This is a genomic window from Bacillus sp. FJAT-50079, assembly GCF_018343515.1.
In the GTDB taxonomy this organism is placed as follows: domain Bacteria; phylum Bacillota; class Bacilli; order Bacillales; family Bacillaceae_C; genus Lederbergia.
This window is the reverse complement of record NZ_JAGYPD010000001.1, coordinates 227,095-249,251: the sequence shown is the minus strand read 5'-3', so window position 1 is coordinate 249,251 and position 22,157 is coordinate 227,095. Positions and strand designations below refer to the sequence as shown.

18 protein-coding genes are annotated in these 22,157 nt (G+C 35.6%); 10 read left to right on the top strand and 8 right to left on the bottom strand.

Annotated features, from left to right (window positions below; genetic code table 11):
* Positions 1 to 13: 13 nt before the first annotated feature.
* From KHA95_RS01215 to KHA95_RS01190, 6 genes are all read right to left on the bottom strand, one after another.
* The gene (locus tag KHA95_RS01215; RefSeq protein WP_213135648.1) at positions 14 to 154 is read right to left on the bottom strand and encodes a hypothetical protein; all 141 of its coding nucleotides are present in this window, start codon (positions 152 to 154) and stop codon (positions 14 to 16) included.
* Positions 155 to 381: 227 nt separating this feature from the next.
* Positions 382 to 1,677, bottom strand: coding sequence for a class II D-tagatose-bisphosphate aldolase non-catalytic subunit (locus KHA95_RS01210; RefSeq protein WP_481748392.1), 1,296 nt, complete (start codon positions 1,675 to 1,677; stop codon positions 382 to 384).
* Between the two features lie 34 nt (positions 1,678 to 1,711).
* Positions 1,712 to 2,794: a PTS fructose transporter subunit IIC gene (locus KHA95_RS01205; protein ID WP_213135647.1), complete on the bottom strand. Its 1,083-nt coding sequence runs from the start codon at positions 2,792 to 2,794 to the stop codon at positions 1,712 to 1,714.
* Between the two features lie 13 nt (positions 2,795 to 2,807).
* A complete protein-coding gene (locus tag KHA95_RS01200) occupies positions 2,808 to 3,122 on the bottom strand; it encodes a PTS fructose transporter subunit IIB (RefSeq protein WP_213135646.1) in 315 nt (104 codons plus the stop codon).
* Between the two features lie 22 nt (positions 3,123 to 3,144).
* Positions 3,145 to 3,588 carry a PTS sugar transporter subunit IIA gene (locus tag KHA95_RS01195; protein WP_349305433.1) on the bottom strand — a complete coding sequence of 148 codons (444 nt, stop codon included), beginning with the start codon at positions 3,586 to 3,588 and terminating at the stop codon, positions 3,145 to 3,147.
* Positions 3,542 to 5,587 (bottom strand): BglG family transcription antiterminator, encoded by a 2,046-nt coding sequence (locus tag KHA95_RS01190; protein WP_213135644.1) that lies wholly within the window; start codon positions 5,585 to 5,587, stop codon positions 3,542 to 3,544. Before KHA95_RS01190 ends, KHA95_RS01195 begins: the two co-directional genes overlap by 47 nt.
* 236 nt (positions 5,588 to 5,823) lie before the next feature.
* Here KHA95_RS01190 and KHA95_RS01185 point away from each other — a divergent pair, with 236 nt between their 5' ends.
* Positions 5,824 to 6,615 carry a histidinol-phosphatase HisJ family protein gene (locus tag KHA95_RS01185; protein WP_213135643.1) on the top strand — a complete coding sequence of 264 codons (792 nt, stop codon included), beginning with the start codon at positions 5,824 to 5,826 and terminating at the stop codon, positions 6,613 to 6,615.
* Positions 6,616 to 7,641: 1,026 nt separating this feature from the next.
* On the opposite strand, the gene KHA95_RS01180 is transcribed toward KHA95_RS01185, so the two are convergent.
* Both KHA95_RS01180 and KHA95_RS23310 read right to left on the bottom strand, forming a co-directional pair.
* Positions 7,642 to 8,451 (bottom strand): hypothetical protein, encoded by an 810-nt coding sequence (locus KHA95_RS01180; protein ID WP_213135642.1) that lies wholly within the window; start codon positions 8,449 to 8,451, stop codon positions 7,642 to 7,644.
* 225 nt (positions 8,452 to 8,676) lie between these two features.
* Positions 8,677 to 8,781: a helix-turn-helix transcriptional regulator gene (locus KHA95_RS23310; RefSeq protein ID WP_481748404.1), complete on the bottom strand. Its 105-nt coding sequence runs from the start codon at positions 8,779 to 8,781 to the stop codon at positions 8,677 to 8,679.
* Between the two features lie 649 nt (positions 8,782 to 9,430).
* Between KHA95_RS23310 and arfA the strand changes: the two genes are divergently transcribed.
* From arfA to KHA95_RS01130, 9 genes are all read left to right on the top strand, one after another.
* Positions 9,431 to 10,963 carry an arabinosylfuranosidase ArfA gene (gene arfA, locus KHA95_RS01170; protein ID WP_349305419.1) on the top strand — a complete coding sequence of 511 codons (1,533 nt, stop codon included), beginning with the start codon at positions 9,431 to 9,433 and terminating at the stop codon, positions 10,961 to 10,963.
* Between the two features lie 84 nt (positions 10,964 to 11,047).
* Entirely contained in the window at positions 11,048 to 12,430 is a 1,383-nt protein-coding gene (locus KHA95_RS01165; protein ID WP_213135641.1) for an MFS transporter, read from the top strand.
* A 534-nt stretch (positions 12,431 to 12,964) separates the two neighbouring features.
* Positions 12,965 to 14,251, top strand: coding sequence for an extracellular solute-binding protein (locus KHA95_RS01160; RefSeq protein WP_249316431.1), 1,287 nt, complete (start codon positions 12,965 to 12,967; stop codon positions 14,249 to 14,251).
* Between the two features lie 67 nt (positions 14,252 to 14,318).
* Complete coding sequence (locus KHA95_RS01155) at positions 14,319 to 15,194, top strand: carbohydrate ABC transporter permease (protein ID WP_213135640.1); 876 nt, start codon at positions 14,319 to 14,321, stop codon at positions 15,192 to 15,194.
* Positions 15,195 to 15,206: 12 nt separating this feature from the next.
* Positions 15,207 to 16,055 (top strand): carbohydrate ABC transporter permease, encoded by an 849-nt coding sequence (locus KHA95_RS01150; RefSeq protein WP_349305418.1) that lies wholly within the window; start codon positions 15,207 to 15,209, stop codon positions 16,053 to 16,055.
* A 21-nt stretch (positions 16,056 to 16,076) separates the two neighbouring features.
* Positions 16,077 to 17,801 carry a cache domain-containing sensor histidine kinase gene (locus tag KHA95_RS01145; protein ID WP_249316430.1) on the top strand — a complete coding sequence of 575 codons (1,725 nt, stop codon included), beginning with the start codon at positions 16,077 to 16,079 and terminating at the stop codon, positions 17,799 to 17,801.
* Entirely contained in the window at positions 17,798 to 19,351 is a 1,554-nt protein-coding gene (locus KHA95_RS01140) for a response regulator transcription factor (RefSeq protein WP_213135638.1), read from the top strand. The genes KHA95_RS01145 and KHA95_RS01140 overlap by 4 nt, the downstream gene beginning before the upstream one ends.
* Before the next feature lie 22 nt (positions 19,352 to 19,373).
* Complete coding sequence (locus KHA95_RS01135) at positions 19,374 to 20,813, top strand: glycoside hydrolase family 1 protein (protein WP_213135637.1); 1,440 nt, start codon at positions 19,374 to 19,376, stop codon at positions 20,811 to 20,813.
* Between the two features lie 88 nt (positions 20,814 to 20,901).
* Entirely contained in the window at positions 20,902 to 21,783 is an 882-nt protein-coding gene (locus KHA95_RS01130; protein WP_213135636.1) for an ROK family protein, read from the top strand.
* Positions 21,784 to 22,157: the final 374 nt, after the last annotated feature.

Genomic DNA, 22,157 nt, shown 5'->3' with positions numbered 1-22,157 from the left:
TATGATCAAAGTATTAAGTACTGATCCAAATATTGCTTGTTATCTTATAGAGCTCCCTGCTAATGATTGCGGCTGCAATAATAGGATAAAATGACCATTGGATAACGTGTTTTTGCCGGAATAAACAAGCGTACTTGATTCCGTTGATAAGCATCAAATACTCCTCCTTCTAATATGCAAAAGAACTAAGCATGTTAGAGGGGGGAGTATATAATTCTTCTACGATAATGAGTATTTACAATCATCAACAACCGTGTTAAATTAATTCTGTATAGATTCTCCTCATGTCAATTCTATTTTGACATGCATAGAGTTTCCGACGACCAATCATCAACCCTATGCACATCAAGTAGAAGATATTGATTTGGGAGGATAAGCACTTTACCCTATTTGGATCGCTTCGGAGGATTGTAGCTTTTCTATAATTCTTGAAGTCGATCCTTTTAGGTTATAAGATTCAACATAGTCTCGAATCGGACGCTTAATATGGTCTATTACAAACCTTTGTCCATCAATGTTTACTTTGCTTAAGTTATCGTAAAGTTTATCAATTTCTACTTTTACAGCTTCATCATTAAAAGTATAATGACCTGCGATATCAAGAATTTCGGCAGAGATGTCATTGTCTTTCATAATTTCCTCAACGGTTAACTGCGTTTGATCTCCTACCATCCATTTTCTCCAACGTTCACTCTTAATGGCGTGAACGAGAAGAGTATCTCTAACGTTAGAAGGATCAGTCACTAAACCATATTCTTTCAATCTTTGTTCTACTTCTGCTAGTTTTAAATATGCTCTTGTTTCCTCTGTTCCATACTGTGGTGCTACATTCGTTGCGACGATGTTAGAGGGGATATGCTCTAATAATGTCACATCATCCAAGTAGTCACCATTATGTTCTTTTAATCCAACGCCGTACTTTTTAGCCATTTGCGCCAATTCATAGGCATTATGAAAATTAAACGTACCAACTTGCTCTGTTGTTCTTACTAATGTTCCTGTTTGGCCTACAATAAATGTCGGCATTGGAAGCCCTTTGTTACTAAGTTCTTCTTTAAGTCTAATAATAAAAGTTTCATAAACTTCAGTGGAAGTTAGTCCTCCATTTGTTTCTTCTGTCCCAACTTCATAGCCGATTTCTGGTAAATTTCTTGCTTTTCTTTCTTTTTCACAGTACTCGATGAGTTCTACTGTTCGACTAATGACGTCCTCTAATGGAACAACTTTTCCAACTTCAAAAGGATCTTTTGTAGGGTCAATCATTAATAAATCAAATCCAGCTTCAATATCTGCAAGGTAGGATTTTTTCCCGAGCTCCATCGCTTGTTCCGCAGGTAAATGATCGTTTCTTTCTTTATCTCTTTGCCATGGACCACCATGGTCGCGGCAAACATAATATAGACCATCAAAATCGGTTTTCTTTGCAGTATTACGAATTGCTTCCACAAAAGAATGCTGATTCCAGCCGTTTACGTAACCGCCGCCCAATTCATCCATATCTACTTGATTACGACTTGCTATGAACATTAATGGAAAGTCTTCATCTCTAGCTAACTCAAAACTCGCTTGTAATAGATTCGCTGACATCGGCCCAATCCCTAGTAATGTAGCGCCTTTTCCATCTTCCTGCAATTCCAATATCGCTTTAACTGTTGAATTAATTGATGCTTTTACCACAATATCTTCCTCCTAATTATGGATTGTTTTTTCACTAGCCTACCTTTTTTTCTTTGCTATCCTCTGAAGTGGCATTTTCTTCGATATTTGGTTTTAATAAATGTAAAATGCCTGCTGTTACAACTGTTCCGATTAACATTGAAAGGAAAAACCATAGCTTCCCATCAACCGCGCCGATAACAATTAATCCGCCGTGAGGAATGAACGTACTGACATTATGCAACATCCCTAATCCACCACCAACAGCACTTCCAATCATAATGGCCGGTACGACGCGCTTCATATCTTTTATAGCAAAAGGAATCGCACCTTCGGTAATACCAATTAGCCCCATAAAACCAGCACTTACACCTAGGCCACGTTCTTCTTTTGTATATTTCCTTCTTGAAATAAATGTTGATAGAGCCATGCCTAATGGCGGAATCGCAACTGCAATTCGATGCGCACCATTAGGCTCAAAAATGCCTTCAGCCATTAATGCTAATGTAAATGCAGTCATTGACTTATTAATCGGACCACCCATATCAATAGCCGTAAAGGCTCCGATTGCCGCACCTAGAATTAGAGCACTTCCACCTTGCAATGAAGACATTAATTTAATGAGCCCGTCAACCATGCTAGCAAGGGGTTGGGCTAAAATATAAATGTATCCCATACATGTAATAAATGTTGTAATCATCGGAATGATTAATATCGGCATAATCGTTCTAAGCGTATTCGGGACCTTCCACTTTCTAACGTAATTCGCGATGTACCCAGAAATGATCCCTAAAATCATTGCCCCAATGAACCCGGTTTGAATACCACCATCGCCAACAGGATTGTTGGCGATAAAGCCTGCAATCATACCAGGAACTAGTCCTGGTTTTCCTGCAATGGAATAGGCTATATACCCTGCTAAAATCGGGATCATCATGGCAAAACCGGCAGCACCAATCGTATTCAAGTTTTGAAGGAATGGATTGGTGACCAGCATTCCATCGTCTGACGGTTTTCCAGAGGCCAATGCAATAGCCAAAAATATCCCGCCAACAACTACTGAAGGCAGCATGTAGGACACACCGGTACTAAATGCTTTTTTAAGCTCTTCTCCTATCTTTTTTCCATTGAACGCCATCCTTTTCAGCCTCCTACAAGTTTACTAATTGATCAATAACATCTTCGACATTCCTTATGACAGTTGAAGGATCTAAAGTTAACACTTTGCCTTGATCTTGTTTTTCCTCAAAGCGTTCTTCACCTTCGATTCCAACGGCGATCGCTAGAATAACAGCATCTGCCTCTGCGATTTCTTCTTCAGTAAGTTCATTATCGATGCCCATTCCTCCTTGGGTTTCAATTTTGATTTCAAAGCCTCGCTTGGCACATTCCTTTTCTAACGCCTCTTGTGCCATATAAGTATGTGCAATTCCTGTTGTACAAGCTGTAACTCCTACGATTTTCATTTCTACCACTCTCCCTATTTATTTATATTGCTACCGCGTTTAGAATTGTTGATACTTCATCAATGCTTTCGGCAGTAAGTAATTTATTGCGAAATTCATCATCCATCAGATTTCTACTAATGTTTGCTAGGACACGTAAATGGACATCGCCACTATTCACTTCAGGTATCCCTAGCAGAAAAACCATTCGAACGCTTTGCTGCCCATTTTCATCCCAGTCGACATTTTCAGCTGTTCTTCCAAATGCAACAAAGGGTGTACGAACAGTATTTGATTTTCCATGGGGAATAGCGATCAAATCACCAAAAGCGGTCGAAAATTCATTTTCACGTTTTAATACAGCTTCAATATAATTTTTTTTCGACTCAATTTTACCTAATGAATAGGCTAGTTCACCCAATTCGTTGATAATCCCTACTTTATCTTTTGCCTCTAACTCGAGATTTACTAATTCCTTGCTGATCACCAAGATTATCACTCCTTAATAAATTGATAAGTTCTCCGGATGTTTTACAATTTGTGATTTTTTCTAACATAAAATTAGAATCTACCAATTTATAAAGATCCGATAAAATATGTTTCACATTGATATTTTCATTAAATTTCATTGCAATTAAGAAGACCGTTTTTACGGGTTCTTTTCCCCAATCAACCGGATCCTTTAATGTTGCAATTGAAATTTTGGGGACGTTCACTTCCTCATTACTACCATGGGGGATGGCCACAAATTTCCCAAGTGATGTTGGAGAAATAGCTTCCCTTTTAAGTAATGTTTCTTTATAACCGCTCTTCACATAATCTCTATTTTCAAGTTCCTGACAGAGAAATTCGATCACATCATCCTTATTAGACAAAGGTAGATTTGTAAATATTAGATCCTCATCAACTACCTGTAATAAGTGAGGGCATGTTATTTTTTGATTTTTTGTTCGGAATAGAAAGTCAGTGAAGAAGTTATTAATATTTCGAACATCCATTTCATTCACTACTGAAGAAATAACGATCACAGGTTTTTCTTCTATATTCAGTGGCACAGTAGATATAATAAAATCTATTGCACGTAAATCGATTGTTGCGAGTCGATTGATAGAGACAATGTCTTTAATATCCAACTGCGGAATATAACGTTTAATCCGATTCGCCACTAAATGGGATGTACCAATTCCTCCAGGACAAACGACAATGACTTTCTTTAATCCAAGCTGTCGTTCAATTGCTGCCTGGAAATGGAGTGTAATATAACCGATTTCATCCTCATTTACCTTCAAGTTGTATTTTTTCTCTAAACTAGAACAAGCCAACCATGTTAAGGCAAACGTTGCTGCATATTCATTTTTGATGTCTTCCAGTAAATCGTTCGTTACTCTTATTGAAAACCTAAGTCTATTTAATAAAGGTTTAAAGTGAGTAACTAACCCTAAATAAAGTTCCTTATCATTGCTTAAATCAATATTTGCTGATTTTGATGTAATCGAAATGAGTTCTGTAACAAGTTCCACGATCTCTTCATCAAGATTGTTAAGGAAATGCTGTGTATTATCATTACTCAAAAATTCCCTATCAGCCCCAGAGCTCATTAAATATTGATTAATATAGATGATTTCATTTTGGTCGATTTCTATGAAAAATCGATCTTTAATTTGGGCAGCGATACCCTCAGCAATTTTATATGTGACCGTATATAAAACATCGTTTACTGCGATTGACGTATCCATCTTCAAAAGTTGGTTCCCATTTTTTACCCGTTCAATTAAAATTAAAATATGGGTCAAAATGTTTGTATAGTAAGGCTCACTAATGGTGTAACCAAGTTCCTTTTCTGCATGTTCCACAATCTCTTCTACGATCAAAATTTTCTCTTGTTCAAACATTTTTGCCAATCCATTATAAGTTGACGTATTTAGTCTACTTTTCGTATTCGAATCAGTTTCATTCATAGCTCCAATTGAAAGATGGTCATTTACAATCCCGCTAATTGCTCTCCTAATATTTTCCTCATCACCTGAAATACTTGTTCCATCTCTATTTCTAACGAGTTTAATATTATAATGACGAATCCACTCTTCAATTTTGTCCAAATCTTTCACAATGGAAGTTGTGCTAACCATGTATTCTTCAGATAATTTTTGAAGTGAAGTTGTTTGTTTCGCATACAATAATTTGGAAAATATACTCAATCTTCTTGTCTCAACTGAAAGCGGGTCAAAATCAATATGATTTAAATTTAACAGCTGTAGAAGGACTAGTTTTTCTTCATAAGAAGCCTTTATTTTTATTCCAGAACCAGGCTTTTTCTGCAAAGATATTTCTTGTTCATCTAAAAATACTTCAATGTTTTTTAAATCATTGTGTACGGTTCTTATCGACACTCCTATCTGCCCAGAATAAAATTCAGTTGTTTTGTAATCTTGTTCACTGATCAGTAAATAAACTATTTTTTTCTGGCGTTTTGTTAATGAAATCATTTTATAAACTCCCTTTCAGACACTTCCTTATGAAGACACTTCGTTTGTTTTAACTAAGGTAAGTACCCTTGATTAGAAGATATCATTCGTGTAAGTGTTTTCATATAACATGTTGTTGCAAGTATGATCATGAAATGATGTTCCAATGGTTGTAATAATCTAAATTGTCAGGATGTAACAACTTGTTTTTCCCCTATATATATTTTACTATGGGACCTAAGAAAGGAGTTTTTATTTTGTATTTTGTAGATTATCATAACCATACGAATAACTCTTTTGACTCACCGGCACCCATGCATCAAATGTGTGAAGCGGCAATAGCAAGAGGGATACATGAAATATGTTTCACAGAACATTTTTCATTAAATCCAGAAGCGCCAACATATGGACATATGAACTTTGAAAAGTACCTTAATGAATTGGATGATTGTCAGGGGAAATATAAAGGGAAGCTGGTAATTAAAAGAGGGATTGAAATTTGCGAACCACATCTTCTCAAAGATTTGTATTCTCAAACATTAGATCCACTAGACTTAGATTTCATTTTAGGGTCCGTTCATAACATTAATAACAGAAAGTTACGCAAGGTTTTGGAGATGGGGCAAGAAGAAGCATATCAAGCGTATTTCGAAGAGGTTTTTCAAATGGTTTCAGTTGCCAATATCGATGTGCTTGCACATGTAGATTTACTCAAAAGATATGCACACCCTACTTATGGTGTCTATAAGTTGAACGATTATATAGAGATAATAGAAGCAATTCTAAAAAAGGCAATTGAAAGAAACATAGGAATTGAGATAAATACTTCTGGTTTAAGGGGGAGTCTAAAAGAAGCATTCCCGTCTTTTGATGTAGTAGCTCTTTATAAAGAATTAGGTGGAGAAATACTCACTGTTGGATCTGACGCTCATACACCTGATGCAATCGGGTCACATATAAGAGAAGCGATACAAATAGCAGAAGCATGCGGTTTCAAATATATTTACAAATTTGAGAAAAGGAAACCTATGCGGATACGAATAGAATAAGATCTTACAAAGAACAAATAGAGGGGATCAACTTTTTCCGACTATTTGTTCTTTGTTTTTTTGTTGAGATTTTGAAAACAAAGTGCTGTTCTACTATTTAAAGTGAAGATATAAATAAGATTCGATTGAAGAAAGATAAACTCAAATGTATGTAATACCGATGTACAGTTGGAGAATAAGGAAGGAATAGTATAGTGATCTTTCCATCTATCAAACTTTTTGAAAAACCATTATTGACAGAATACAAGTGTGTGCAATAGGTCGTTCTTGCCAGTGATGGTTACCAAAAGCTTTTCCCTACATTAAAAGAGTCCTCAAATTATAAAAGATAAATCAACAAAAGGTGTAAGAAAAGGTTACACGTCTTTTGATGACTAGGTTTATGTGAGGGTTAGGATGGATGGATCCCCCACTAAAAGTTTATTGTTAGTGTTGAGGCTACAAATGTAAACTCCCCAAACGGGGATTCCGCTTACATATTTTTACAATCGGTAGTATTTTGTCTATTATCGGTAGTAACTTGGTGAGAATCGGTAGTAAATGCGTCCTAATCGGTAGTAAGCGGTCCATAATCGGTAGTAAAATGAAAATCATAAGGGATTTTAAATACCGCCCACCCGTTTATCGTTGGGTGGGTGTGAGAGAGGAATCTTGCCAGAAGATAAATGCGTGATCTGTAATAAGAACTTGTTAAGCGTCAATAAGGAAAATGGGTATTGAAGCTTTAAGAATGATTGGTCAATCTAGAGGATGCACCTTTCTTGTAAAATAAGGATAGCGGTTAGAAACAAGAAGGGTGATCTTCATGAGAAATATGACAATGACTAAAAGGGTATATGAAGTCGCATCCTAGGATCACAGTTGAAAAGGCTAGTATGCTCAGTTCTATAAATAAATTCTCAACGCAATTCTATTATATTTGTAATATGGCTTTTTCGCCCTAAAAGATAACATTCGAACATGTTGGTTCAAGAATGCCGACTGTAAGGATGCGTCTAAATTTTGAACTAACGCCTGTAAGATTCATCATTTAGTTTCACAATATGTAATAATAAAATTTTTAATACATTTTATTACGTAAAGAGAAATTGTAAATACAAAAACTCCAAATAACAATTGAGTTTCAGAATTATTAAATTTATATTCCTCAATCGCAATACTAATCATTGAACTAATGATAGATATGATAAACAATGCGCTTGCGATAATTTCAACACCGTCACGGTTCCATTTCAGTTCTTCAAGTAGTACGAGGCCACCATATATTTTTTGGAAAATCCTCCATAAAATTAATGAAAGAATTATATAAAATACTACCATTATGCCTAATCCTTTAACAATGGGCCAAAATAGATGTTCCATTGCGGCTACCCCATCTCCTGCTTTATTAGGCAATGAATTAGAAAAAGCAATCATAAATATAATGCAGTAGATTATTACCTCCAGTATAACGATATATATATTTCCCATATAATAAGTGAATCTACTAGTCCACTTTTTCCAACCTTTTATATGATCTATATCAAAATACGATGCTCGCATTATATAAAATGATAAAATCAAAAGTACAAACATTAAAAAGCATAAAAAACTTAAATATAAGGAATTTAAATCTGTTACACTCTCAGCTTTTTTTAAAATCAATCCACCGATTGCTTTAACATACTTAATTAATTGTTTTCCATTGGAAAAAACATAAATAATACTTAATAAAACTATAAAAAAGGAAGCTAACCGCGTTATTTTGTTAGCGAAAAATTTATTTGGTTGTTTAAATGTTCCCTTTTGGGCGTTATTAGTTGTACTATTTGTTATCTTTTTGGTTTTCTTGCGCATTTTTTTAATTCCTCCAACTATATTGCTTCATGAAATAACAACATTTGCTAGATCCATATCAAACAAGAATTATCAACTTTAAAGTAGCCCAGATCCTTGTGATTCGGGCTATTTTGTTTGAGTTAAAAATGATTAATCAAGGAAAGATACTTTCATGATTAATGCCTTTATATGACTAATGTGATGAGTTTCAATAATTTCGCGCTTGATCCTACTTATTCCAACTTAGGCAAAACATCTTATATAGGATTGAGAGACATTTACTTTATCCGCAAGTTCTTGTGTGGTTAAATTTTTTGCCTTCCGTAGTTCTCTAAGAAGGTTCCTAATTTTTTGTTCTTTCCTCTTATGCTCCTTCCAATTCTCTTTTTTATATTTTATCTTTCTTAGAAGTGATTAGCATGAATATTCAGTTTGTAGAACTAATAGATATAAAATCCTTGACTTTAATTACTAATTGTACTAACATCTTTGTTAATAATTATTATATGTACTAATAAGTTTGCCGATTACTAGCATCTATCGGTTGAATGTTGAGGTGATGAATTTATATAAAGATAACTAAGAATTCTATTTGTACGATGCTTAGGATTTTCTAAAAACGATAGTGAATTGAAAGGGGGGATGTGTTTAGTTTACAGGAGCCAGGGCATTTTAGAGGAATAGTAGCGGTTATATTCAAAGGGATTATTAAAAGATTTTTGCAACACTTCCTGTTGGATAAAAAAATTTTGGTGAAAAAAGATGTACGTACATTATCTAAATGAGATGCATGTAAAAGAGTAAGATGTTTAGCAGTTTAGCCTTAAAATTCGGATGATTTGTTGTAAAAAATAAGTAGCAACGTTTCGTGGCAAGTAATACAAAAAAGTGGTTAAGTTTATGTTTGGTAGTAAGATTGTTGAACTTTATCTAAACCAAATAGAAATAGGGGAAGGAAATTAAATAGAATAAAATAAATAAAGCGGGAGGTACTCACGTGAAAAAAGTTAGTTATTATTATGATCGTCACTACGAAGTAGGTCATATTGATCCAAAAATGTTTGGTTCCTTCATTGAACATTTAGGTAGAGCCGTATATACAGGTATTTATGAACCTGGGCATCAACACGCAGATGAAGATGGATTCAGAGAAGATGTGATTGAAGCGATAAAGGAATTGAATGTACCTATTATTCGATATCCCGGTGGAAATTTCGTTTCGAATTATGAATGGAAGGACGGCATTGGTCCAAAAGAGGATCGACCCAAAAGATTAGAGTTTGCTTGGGCAAGTGTTGAAACTAACCAGTTTGGTATTGATGAATTTTGCAGATGGGCAAAAAAAGCAGGAATTGAACCGATGATCGCAGTTAACTTAGGAACTGGTACTGTTAAAGAAGCAGCAGAGTTAGTCGAATATTGTAATCATCCGGGTGGAACGTACTGGAGTGATCTAAGGATTAAAAACGGTAGTAAAGAACCATACAATATTAAGTTTTGGTGTTTAGGAAATGAAATGGAAGGATCATGGCAAGCAGGTCACCTTTCCGCAGAAGATTATGCAAAGAAAGCTCGAGAAGCAGCAAAAATGATGAGATGGGTTGATCCAGATATTAAATTAGTTGCATGCGGGAGTAGCTACGAGATGCTTCCTTCATACTTAGAATGGGACCGGATCGTCCTTCAAGAACTCTACCCATACGTGGATTATTTATCTACTCATAACTACAACATGAATTCTGGACAGGGACTAACGAACTTCTTAGCCTCCTATAAGCAACTTGATAATCATATAAAGAATACAGTTCGTGTTCTTGATTTTGTAAAGTCAAAAATGAAGGAAGAGAAAGAAATTCAGATTTGCTTGGATGAGTGGAATGTTTGGAATTTCCAAGATATTAAACTTGATAGTCTTGATGATTTAAATGGCTTAACTACCTTTGAAATGACTTCTGCAAGTAAGTGGGAAGAAGCCCCGGCTATACTTGAAGAAAAATATAATTTATTAGATGCATTAACCGTAGGCGGTCTTGCTATAACATTGTTAAAAAATGCTGATCGGGTAAAAATTGGTTGTCTTGCACAATTGATCAATGTCATTGCTCCTATTACTACGCAAAAAGATGGTGGTCTTTTAAAGCAAACTACCTACTATCCGTTTCAAATGGTAAGTAATTTTGCAAGAGGAATTGTCTTAAATGGCATTGTAGGAGGGGCAACTTACGAAAGCGAATTTGGAGAAAGCCCACTTGTTGAAGCGGCAGCAGTTTTTAATAAGGAGACAAATGAAATTATTGTTTTTGCTCTAAATTGTAATCAAGAGGAAGAGACAGAATTGACTATTCAATTAAATGGTTTCGGAGAACGTAAAATTTCAAAACATCTTATATTGAACGGCGATAACCTTGAAGCCAGAAATACGTTTGAAAATCCTAATCTTATCACAATGATTGAGAAGGATGTCTCGGAGTATGTGGATACAAATGTGTTGTTACCTAAACTCTCCTGGAATGTTTTATTTTATAGGTAGAGAGAATTAGGATATTCATACAGTGGCTAATGGTAAGGAATTAATCGAATGTAAACGTGTACAAGAAAAGGGGGAAATAAAATAATGATTGAGGCAAGAAAAGAAACCGCTGAACACCCTCCTATAAGTCATAGTGTTGGAACAATGGAAAGGGTTGGATTTGGTTTTGGCGATTTGGCTATTAACTTTGCTTGGGCTTCAATGGGAATGTTTATTGTATACTTCTATACAGACGTTGTCGGTATCGGGGCAGCACTAGTTGGTACAATATTGTTGGTTTCCAGGTTCCTAGATGGTATCTCAGATGTAGCAATGGGCGCAATCGTTGATAAAACAAAGTCAAAACATGGAAAAGCTCGCCCGTGGATATTATGGCTATGTGTTCCCTTTGGAATTTTCACAGCACTCTTATTCGCAGTACCAGATATCAGTTATACTGGGAAAGTAATATATGTGATTGTTTCATACAATTTACTCGTATTAATATTTACAGGGGTGGTTATCCCATATGGAACCTTAAATACATTAATTACGCCAGACCAGCACCAACGTTCTGTATTAAATATTTATAGGATGTTTTTTGCTAATATCGGAATAATTATTGTGAGCAACCTTACAATGCCACTTGTTAATGCATTTGGAGGTAATCAAACTGGCTGGATCATCACTTATTCTATTTTTGGAGCTATTGCGGTATTCTTGTTTTTAATCACTTTTAAAACTACCAAAGAAAGGGTACAACCCGCAGTAGGTTCTAAGAAAAATGTCCCTATTAAAGAGAGTCTGAAGACCCTTACACAAAATAAATATTGGGTAATGGTATTTCTATACTTTATTATTTACAGTATTGGATATGCAATTAATCAAGGAAGCACGATTTATTATGCTGAGTATATACTCGGTAGTCCAGGTTTAGTTGGGATTTTGACGTTAGTTTTTTTAATTCCATTACTCATTGGATTCTTAGTATTAGCTCCGATTTTCAAAAAGTATGGAAAAAGAAATGCAATGATCGGAGGTTCTATTATAAGTATAATTGGCTCAGTATTAATATTAATAGAACCTTCAAGTCTATCCCTTGTAATTGTCGGCCAAATTATAAGAGGAATTGGGCAGGTACCTTTATTAGGCGCATTATGGGCATTGCTTCCAGATACCATTGAATATGGTGAATGGAAAACAGGTATAAGGAATGAAGGTGTCTTATATAGTGGAGGTAGTATGGGGCAAAAGCTTGGTGTAGGGTTAGGTGTTGCATTAATGGGATGGATTTTAAGTTTAAATGGCTACGTAGGTGGGCAGACAACACAATCTGAGAGTGCTTTATTCGCAATTGAAGCAATCTTTATTTATATCCCAATCGTTGTATTTGTGGCCCAAATCATCTTACTATTTTTCTATAAGCTTGATAAGGAATATCCGCGTATTATAAAAGATTTGCAAAATCGTAATATAACTGAAAACTAATGTAACGGACTCACTCACAATTAAAAAGGCCTGAATCTGAACTCAGGCCTTTCTTAAGATAAAATTTCCCCTTTAGAGCTCTCGATTCTAAAAAATGTTTAATATTTCCGAATTCCCCTAGCCTCTTCTTCAATCTTTAACCTTTCCATTTTCCAAGATGAGCTTTTTCTTTCCCAATAGTTTGTTGTTCATTAATGGTTTATACCGATATATTTGATTGAAGTCGAGCCAAAAGTACAACAAATTGAGTAATTACCACGATAGGGGAAAAATAGGTACTATTCTCTCTTCCCACATTCTCCGATAAGGATAAAAATTCTATTCCCTTCGTTTAAATTCCACAGTAAGCGATTACCTTTAAAAGTAAACGCTGTATATAAAATGGCAAATCCGTGCACTTTACCATAAATGCCACCCCCAACTACCGAGAATTTTAGATGTTTTTGTAGATTTGTAGGATACTCGATAAAATTGTAAGCGTTACAATGTGTATTGTAAGCACTTTATATTGTATTGAAAAAAGGGGAGAAAATTATGATGAAGAAATTAGGTTTAGTCCTAATGGGGTTACTGATGGTGCTAGCATTAGCTGCATGTGGCGGTAACGATGATAAAGAGGGGCAGTCTACAAAAGATGGGGCAATTGAGCTTACACTTTGGACTGACTGGACAGAGGATCGTCCGGAGAATACCCTTTATAAAGAGGTTATTGCAAAATTTAATGAAGAACATGAAGATATTCAGGTTAAAGTAGAGGCTATTCCGCACGACCAGTATGAAACAAAATTAAGAACACAAGCTGCCGGAAATCAATTACCTGATATGATGCGTGTTTGGCCTGGAGCGAGAACAGCACCTCTTGCTGAAGGTGGAGCAATTCTTCCATTAAATCCAATCATTGAGAACTGGGATGGAGTCATTCCGGATTCAATCCTACAAGACTATGCGGTTGATGGAAATTATTACGCAATCCCTGCGAACGTTAGTATTACAGGTGTAATTTACTATCATAAAGACATGCTTCAAGCTGTTGGTTATGATGAGTTCCCAAAAACATATGCAGAATTAATAGAACTTGTAAAAGCGCTTAATGAAAATGGAACTACTCCCATTTCTTTAGGTAACAAATCTATCTGGCCATTACAATCGGTTTATATTTCTACAATTGCTGACCGCTTTACTGGTAGCGATTTCTTGAAAAATACATTAAACGGAGATGGCACTTTTGAAGACCCACAATTTATTGGTGCATTATCTGTTATCGACGAATTAACAAAATTGGAAGCATTTAATGAAGATTTGAATACCCTTGATGAAGCTCAATCACGAAATGAATTCATTAAAGGAAATTCAGCGATCCACTTTGCTGGTTCATGGGCAATTGGTCCAATTTTAGACAGTGTAGAAGATATTGAAAACATTGGTGTAGCTCCATTCCCTGCATTTGAAGGTGGTAACGGAGATCCTGCAAGAATTGCTGGTGTTGCTGGTGGTGGTATTGCAGTTAGCAGCAAGTTAAGCGAAGAAAAGCAAGAAGCTGCTTTCACATTCCTAAAATACTACTATGGTGAAGATTTATACCAAGGTTTGATCAAAGCAAACATTATCGTTCCAGCCGATGTCGAAATGGATGATAGCATTCCGCAAATTTTCCAAGTTGCAAATAGCTTTGTTCAAGGTGGACTAGCACCAGTATATGATGCAACATTAACACCTGAACTAACAGATATTATTAACAATGGCTTACAAGCTATTACCTTAAGTGGAAAAACACCTGAAGAATTAGCAAAAGAGATGCAAAAAGAAAACGAAAGTAAATAATCGTTTATAGATTCTTTCACAGGTTACTTGCATTTAAGTAACCTGTGAATGTTTAGGGGGGGAGAACATGAAATTAACCAAGAAGACTAAAGCCGCGATTATACTAGGTATACTACCTGCTTTCATCCTATATGTTGTTTTTGCCATTTATCCGATTCTCCAATCCTTTTATTATTCAGTCATGGATTGGAATGGATTCAATAAAATGACCTTTGTAGGATTAGATAATTTTAAAAAGTTATTTGCGGATCCCCTATTTTGGAACTCTGTAAAAAATAATATATATGTAGTATTAGCCTCTGTATTAGGTCAAGTCCCAATCGCTTTATTCTTTGCACTTTTATTGAACCGTAAACTGAAGGGTGCTAAATTATTTAGAACCATTGGTTTTTTACCAGTTGTTTTATCAACAGTTGTTATCTCCTTAACATGGAGCTTGATTTACAATTCTCGTAATGGATTAATCAATGAAGTTTTGCGCTCCATTGGGTTAGATTCTCTCGCACAAAATTGGCTAGGAGATCCAAAGTGGACAATGGCAGCTGTGTTAGTAGTTGTCGTTTGGCAGTTCATTGGTCTATACTTAATTATTTTTCTTGCCGCATTACAAAATGTACCTACTGAAGTATTGGAAGCTGCTAAAATGGACGGTGCTTCAGAATGGGCAACAACCTGGAAAATTACTGTTCCAATGATTTGGGATACAATTCTAGTTGCAATCATCCTTTGTATTGCAGGTAGTTTGAAAACATTTGATTTAATCTACGTAATGACACATGGTGGTCCAGCACATTCAACAGATGTTATGGCACTTTACATGTTTAATGAAACATTTACAAAATTGCAGTATGGTTATGGTAGTGCTGTGTCAGTATTTATTTTCTTCTTTAGTCTTATCTTAATTGCGATAGTAAACAAAGTATTAGGAAAGAAAATGATTTAGGAGGTGGACACAGTGGCGAAGACAAACAAAATACCAAAGAAAAGAAGTATTAAAAAATTAAGTATCTATATTGCGTTAATTTTATTTGTAATTATTAATGCTTATCCAATCATTTGGATGGCAATCAACTCCTTTAAATCGGAAAAGGAGTTTGCAACAAACCAATTTGGCTTTCCTAAGAAATTTTTATTAGAAAACTATACGGCTGCTTGGGACATTGCAAACCTAGGCGTTCTGTTTAAAAATAGTATTTTTATTACATTGACCGCAACATTATTAACTGTTTTTATCGGGGCTTTAGCTTCTTATTTCTTATCCCGATTTGAATTCAAATTGAGTAAGTGGATATATGGATTTTTCATTTTTGGACTATTAATTCCAATCCATGCAACATTAGTACCGATGTTTATTTTAATGAAAAATTTAGGATTATTGAATAGTCCTATTACCTTACTGTTTCCATATATTGCTTTTCACTTGCCAATTACGATTTTTATTTTAACAAGCTTTATGAAAGGCTTTCCTAAGGACATTGAAGAATCAGCAATTATGGACGGTTGCGGGATTTTTAAAATATTTTGGTCCATTATTCTACCAATGTCACGCCCGGCAATAGCTACAACTGTGATTCTTAATTTCATTTATAACTGGAATGAATTCTCGTTTGCGCTAGTTCTAATTAATGACCCAGAACTTCAAACATTGCCATTAGGTTTAGCGAATTTCGCAGGTCAATTTACAACGAACTACGGTGCACAAATGGCAGGATTAACGATGTCATTGATTCCAATTGTAATTTTCTACATCCTATTTGAGAAGAATATTGTTAAAGGTATGACAGCTGGGGCGGTAAAAGGATAATATTTAAAAGGTTGAATGCTAATGATGCGAAATTGGGGCTTAAAAAGGAAGTTTATTATCATATTCCTTCTTTTCATAACACTTCCAACAGTATTGTACGGAATACTCATTTATACTCAAACAACGGAAGTAGTTAAAAATCAAGTGGAAGAGGACATCATAGAAATGCTTGATAAAGATGAACAAAACCTATTGTCCATCATTCGGGATGTTGAAAGTATGTCCTCTTATATGATTTACAATAAGGATTTCCGGACGTTTTTTAAAACATCAGAAGAAACTAGCTTGTCCTATAAAAGCAGTATCGAAGGGATAAAGGGCTATTTTACCTTTCAGTTGATGTCGAATGAGTATATATCCTCCATCCTGTTAACAAGTGCCACTGGAAACGAGTTGACATTTGGTGAACCGGTTTTCGGGGATGAGAGTGAATTAAATCAGGCTGCCTTGGAAGGGAAAGGGTCTCCAGTTTGGAGTGATACTTATGAGGTCACGAGTGAATGGAACGGAGAGAAATATGTGATCAGTCTCTCTAGAGTAATTAATGACCTCAATCAAATCACTCAACCGATTGGGATCGTAAGAATCCGTCTTGATCAGGAAAAAATCACCAAAAATTTAGAAGTGAAACAAGGAAATTACCTTGTCATGTCTAAGTCAGGTGAAATTATTCTTCACTCAAAACAAGAGCTTCTAGGGAAAAAATACAATGATCCCGCATTTCTTAATTGGGTCAATCATAGTGAGGATTTAACTTACGATTTTACGAACAATAACGATGATTATAAAGCGGTTAAGAAAAAGCTAAGTGGGACAAATTGGACATCTATTGTAATTGTAAATGAGGAGGATTTGGTTAAGGAACTTTTTACCGTGCAAAATTCGATTCGTAATATGATTCTCCTTCTTTTAATATTTGGAGCCATCGCTTTTTATGGATTTTATCGCTCCAATATAAAAAGAGTCATTGAATTGACGGACAAAACACAACAGCTTGAGAAAGGGAATTTCTCTGCGAATGTAGACGTCTCATCAAATGATGAAATCGGTCAGCTAGGTATGCAATTTAATAAGATGGTAAAAACCATTCAAAGACATATTGATACAGAATACAAGCTGACGATTAGACAAAAGGAATCTGAATTAAAGGCACTTCAAAATCAAATTGATCCACATTTTCTTTATAATACGCTCGACATGATTCGATGGACCGCACGGCTCGAAAATGCGATGGAAACAGGCCAACAAATCGAACAACTTTCAAAAGTTTTCCGAATGAATCTAAATAACGGAAAAACGTGGGTCACGATTGAAGAAGAAATGGTCTATATTAACTCTTATTTAGAATTACAGAAAAGCCGACTAGGAGAACGTCTTGCTATCTCCACTTTTATCGATGAACAAATCAAGCATGCTTTTATTATGAAACAATTCATACAGCCATTAGTTGAAAATAGCATTCAGCATGGCTTTAAAGAATTACCGAGGCAAGGAATCATTACCATTCGCTGTTATCAAGTGAAAGACCAAGTATGGATCGATGTGATTGATAATGGTTGGGGCTTCGAAAAAGACAAGCAAGATACCGGCTATGCAATAAAAAACCTAAAAGAACGTTTAGCGATTGCGTTAGGAGAACCTTTTGGGTTGCTAGTGTTAGAACCTGAAGAAGGAGCATTGGTAAGGCTTATTCTGCCACTATTGTGGGACCCAAACAACATAGAGAAATTAGGTGAACACTCGTGACCTTTAAAATGTTAATAGTGGATGATGAACCTATTATTTCGCGTGGGTTACGTTTAACAATCCCATGGGAGACCATCAATGTAGAAGTGGTAGACACAGCATATGACGGAGAAGATGCCATCGAGAAGGTTAAACAATATGGAAATATTGATATTGTAATTACAGACGTTAGGATGCCAAAGGCTGATGGGTTGCAGCTAGCAAGTTTTCTATACGGCAACTACCCTCATATTCGGACGATTATTCTTAGTGGATATGATGAGTTTGCATATGCCCAGAAAGCCATTAAATTGGGTGTGGAAGATTATTTACTTAAACCAGTCAATATTGACGAGCTCGTAGAAATAGTTAAAAACATAACAAACAAAATTAAGCAAAAACAGCAGGAACAAATGGATCAGAACGAAACGGGATTGCAAAATGCGATTCTCCAGCAAATATCAGATTTGCAGGGATCCCACACTACTAAATCGGACGAATACAATCACATCATGGTTTATACGTTTATTAGTATGCATCAACATTATATGCGAAAAATAAACAGTCTTTCTGATGTGGAATATGAGGAATTTTTAGGCGGTTGGGAGAAAACGATTGAGAGCGAACTACAAAAATATGGACTTACTTCTTATTCGTTTTTTACTGAGGAAAATATCTTACTCACCTGTGTTTATAGTGAGGATAGACAGCATCTGATTCCAGATATGCTGCAAAATTCAATTCAGAGTGATGGAATTACACTTCAATTTGTTTGGAACGATGAGTGGATTCCGATTAAAAATCTCAGGACCGCTTTTACAGAACTAATAAATAAAGGAAGATTTTTACCTTTCATAGACCGCCCTAGCATTGTAGTTTCAGATCAAGTGACTCGAGCAACAGATCAGCTCTATCCAACTAAACTTGAAAAACAATTAATAGACACTGTCATTCAAGTGGAAGGTTTGGACCTACATTTTATTACTAATGAATTGTTCCGATACTTTTCAGAAAATCAATTTTTCTTAAAAGAAGTTGTTCAGGTTTGTAGGGGGATGCTCAATAAAATATTGAATCATTACGAATCTCTAGGTGGGACAAAGGTAAATCAATCGGTTTTTCATTACAAGCAGATTGTAAATGTTCATGTAAACAACTCCTATGAACTATTGGAAGAGCTTTTCTATCAGGACCTTTCTATTATTCGCAAGGAACAAGCTGAGTTAAAAAATGTAGACAAACAAGATTTGTTAATCAATCATGCGAAGGAATATATACATGAGTATTACAAAATGAACATTAAAGTTCATGAGGTGGCGGATGTTATTAATATAACGCCAAATTACCTTAGCTCTCTATTCAAGCAGAAAACAGGCGTTAATTTTAATGAATATGTCAACCAATTAAGAGTTGATGAAGCAAAAATATTACTTGTGGAGACTCCATTTAAAGTCAGTGAAATATCGGAACAAGTAGGGTTTCAAGAATATAAGTATTTCGTTGGAGTGTTTAAAAAACTTACGGGAATGACTCCGACAGACTATCGAAAATTTAGAAAGCTACAAGACTAGAAAAACTGGGGAGAGATGAGAAATGGAAAAAGTAACAATGAAGCTACCTGAGGATTTTATCGTTGGAGCGGCGTCTTCAGCTTGGCAAACTGAAGGCTGGTCTGGTAAAAAAGAGTTCCAAGATTCTTATTTAGACCTATGGTATAAAGAGAATAAAAATGTTTGGCATAACGGATATGGTCCGGCTTGCGCAACTGATTTTTACAATCGCTATAAAGAAGATATTGGCTATATGAAGGAAATTGGTCTCACTCATTTTAGAACATCTATTAACTGGTCGCGTTTTTTAGTGGATTATGAGAATGCTGTTGTTGATGAAGAATACGCAACATATATCGGAAATGTGATTGATGAATTAATTAAAAATGGTGTAGAGCCAATGATCTGTCTTGAGCACTATGAACAGCCTGCTTATTTATTTGAAAAATACGGTGGTTGGGGCTCAAAACACGTAGTTGAATTATTTGTAAAATATGCGGAAAAAGTATTCGAACGTTATGGGGATCGTGTAAAGCACTGGTTTGTATTTAATGAGCCAGTCGTTGTCCAAACACGCATATACTTAGATGCCATCCGTTGGCCATATGAACAAAATACAAAAAAATGGATGCAATGGAATTATAACAAAGGACTTGCTACTGCTAAAGTCGTGAAGTTATTTAAGGAAATGGGATTAAAAGAAAAGACAGGAGCGAAAATTGGGTCAATCCTAAACCCAGAAGTTACCTATGCTCGTTCATCTTCTGAACACGATCAAAAAGCGGCTAGAATGTATGATCTTTTCTTCAATCGAGTATTTTTAGATCCAGCGATTAAAGGTGAGTATCCACAGGAATTATTTGAGGTAATGGAAAAACACGATATTACTTTTGAGCATACAGCTGAAGAGCTTCAACTCATTAAGGAAAATACGATTGATTATGCGGGCATTAATCTGTATTTCCCGCATCGCGTAAAAGCTCGTACAACTGCATGGAATGATGAAACACCTTTCCATCCTGAATATTATTATGAAAAACACGAACTAGTAGGTAAGAAAATGAACCCATATCGTGGTTGGGAAATCTACCCACAAATTATGTTTGATATGGCGATCAGAATAAAAGAGAAGTACGGAAACATCGAATGGTTTATTACAGAAAATGGAATGGGCGTAGAAAACGAAGGCCGATTCAAGAATGAAGAACAAATCATTCAAGATGATTACCGAATTGAGTTTATAAGTGAGCATTTGAAATGGCTTCTAAAGGCAATTGATGAAGGAGCCAATTGTAAAGGCTATATGTTATGGGCATTCACGGATAACGTCTCACCAATGAATGCATTCAAAAACCGTTATGGCCTAGTTGAAATAAATCTAGAAGACAATCGAAATCGAGCGCTTAAGAAATCTGCTTACTGGTATAAACAAGTAATTGAAACAAGAGAATTCGAAGCGGAGAACGATGATTTTTATAAATAAGTTGAGATGAATAATCTACCTCCAAGCCCTTGAAATCAATAGATTCCAAGGGTTTGGTCCTATTAAGACAACAAACGAGGGAACTAACATGCAAAAATACATTGCCTTTGATATTGGTGGAACTTTTGTTAAATGTGGCGTTGTCAATGAGAATGCACATATCCTCATATCCAATAAAGAAAAAACTCCAAAGACACTTGACGGTTTATTGAATCTCATTGAAACATATCGCCAATCTTGTCCAGATGCTAAAGGAATTGCGATTAGTATTCCAGGTGCTGTTTCTGAAGAAGGGATCATATACGGCTCAAGTGCGATTCCTTATATACATGGGCCGAATATAAAAGCGTTAGTGTCAGAACGAACAAAACTACCCGTATATATCGCGAATGATGCAAATTGTGCAGGGTACGCAGAAGTATGGAATGGCGCTGCCAAAGGAAAAAACGATGTAATGGTGATGGTGATTGGAACGGGTATTGGTGGATCAATCTTTAAAAATGGACTTTTGCATAAAGGTGCAAACCTGCATGGTGGTGAATTCGGCTATATTCTTCTAAACACAAACATTACAGATAGCAATGACGTGTGGAGCAGAGTAGCCTCTACGAAAGCACTTGTGCGAAAAGTGGCAAAAGCAAAGCAGATCGACCCAGACGAGCTATCAGGAGAAGAAATTTTTTCAATGGCAGAGGCAGGGGACGAAATTTGCATGACGGCCATTGATGAATTTTATCATTTATTAGCTGTTGGGATTTATAATTTACAATATATCTATGACCCAGAAATTATCTTAATCGGCGGCGGCATCAGCGCAAGAGAAGATCTGATTATCAATATAAATAAGAAACTTGATGAGATTATTTCAGCCGTTGACCTAGCGAAAATTAAACCTATCATCGCATCTTGCAAATTACGGCAAGACGCAAATTTATTAGGAGCTGTATATGGATTTATGAAGGAAGAATAGGTGGAGAACATGGGGATGGGACGGATTGCTTATATGTGCAACCGTCCCACAACTATATCCCTGCATTCTTCTTTTTATTTCGATTTATTGTTGCTTTTATATTTTCCCCATTCCTCTAAGAAGTCTTTATGGTAGTGGGCTGTTCTTCTCGATCTTTAATAGTTATTAATAGAGTTGAATTACACGCTTCTGACCCTTCCTTTCGGTGGGATGAATCAATCACATATGGTGATTATGAAAGATACTTAAATGCTTTATGTCTTGTTTACCTGAATCATTTGCTGTGATGGATTACATCTGATACCTAATAGTTAAAAAGAAAAAAGAAGTAGTTTTGATGTTAATGGGAAAATGAGATAGTAAACAACAACGCT

Excerpts from the sequence above, each read along its gene's own strand:
- KHA95_RS01215 (WP_213135648.1), bottom strand. The coding sequence starts at position 154 with ATGCTTATCAACGGAATCAAGTACGCTTGTTTATTCCGGCAAAAACAC.
- KHA95_RS01205 (WP_213135647.1), bottom strand. The coding sequence starts at position 2,794 with ATGGCGTTCAATGGAAAAAAGATAGGAGAAGAGCTTAAAAAAGCATTT.
- KHA95_RS01200 (WP_213135646.1), bottom strand. The coding sequence starts at position 3,122 with ATGAAAATCGTAGGAGTTACAGCTTGTACAACAGGAATTGCACATACT.
- KHA95_RS01190 (WP_213135644.1), bottom strand. The coding sequence starts at position 5,587 with ATGATTTCATTAACAAAACGCCAGAAAAAAATAGTTTATTTACTGATC.
- KHA95_RS01180 (WP_213135642.1), bottom strand. The coding sequence starts at position 8,451 with ATGCGCAAGAAAACCAAAAAGATAACAAATAGTACAACTAATAACGCC.
- KHA95_RS01165 (WP_213135641.1), top strand. The coding sequence starts at position 11,048 with ATGATTGAGGCAAGAAAAGAAACCGCTGAACACCCTCCTATAAGTCAT.
- KHA95_RS01160 (WP_249316431.1), top strand. The coding sequence starts at position 12,965 with ATGATGAAGAAATTAGGTTTAGTCCTAATGGGGTTACTGATGGTGCTA.
- KHA95_RS01155 (WP_213135640.1), top strand. The coding sequence starts at position 14,319 with ATGAAATTAACCAAGAAGACTAAAGCCGCGATTATACTAGGTATACTA.
- KHA95_RS01145 (WP_249316430.1), top strand. The coding sequence starts at position 16,077 with ATGATGCGAAATTGGGGCTTAAAAAGGAAGTTTATTATCATATTCCTT.
- KHA95_RS01135 (WP_213135637.1), top strand. The coding sequence starts at position 19,374 with ATGGAAAAAGTAACAATGAAGCTACCTGAGGATTTTATCGTTGGAGCG.
- KHA95_RS01130 (WP_213135636.1), top strand. The coding sequence starts at position 20,902 with ATGCAAAAATACATTGCCTTTGATATTGGTGGAACTTTTGTTAAATGT.